We start from the raw sequence: 570 nt of genomic DNA, 5'->3' as shown, positions 1-570 counted from the left end.
AAATTTAAAGCGATACAGCCATTCGTGTTTAATAGTCTTGAAAAAGCTTTCCGCTACTGCATTATCCCAACAGTTCCCTTTCCTGCTCATGGATTGTGTTATGTTGCTATTGAAAGAAAAGATATTAGTCATTGTATTGGCTGCATATTGAACCCCTCTGTCGGAATGAAATATGAAATTACTTGAAATAGTTCTGTTTCTTCTAGCATGAACCCAGGCTTTTAGTACCGTATTTTGAACCGTCATGTCTTCACTTAACGCCCATCCTACTACTTTTCTGTCAGCTAAATCTATAATAGTTGTTAGGTAATTCCAATTGTCGTTTACCCTAATATAAGTAATATCTGATACCCATTTTTCTCCTATTGTTGAACTTGAAAATTCTCTATCCAGTTCATTTTTAGCCAATGGAAAGCTATGCTTGGAATCTGTTGTGTTTACAAACTTTCTTCTTAAAACACTTTTTAGCCCCATTTCTTTCATCAATATTGCGATATAAGAACGGCAATAATTCAGGTCTTCTCGTTCTAGCATTTTTTGTATTCTACAGCTTCCATAAATCTCTTTACT

Annotated in this window: 1 protein-coding gene; it reads right to left on the bottom strand. The window is 34.6% G+C overall.

Annotated elements, in window-relative coordinates; translation table 11 throughout:
* Nucleotides 1-570: IS3 family transposase (locus BZARG_RS13075; protein WP_040288784.1), on the bottom strand; the 570-nt coding region annotated here is incomplete at both ends.

The organism is Bizionia argentinensis JUB59 (assembly GCF_000224335.1).
In the GTDB taxonomy this organism is placed as follows: domain Bacteria; phylum Bacteroidota; class Bacteroidia; order Flavobacteriales; family Flavobacteriaceae; genus Algorimicrobium; species Algorimicrobium argentinense.
The sequence above is the reverse complement of the archived record's forward strand: the minus strand, read 5'-3'. Positions and strand labels throughout refer to the sequence as shown.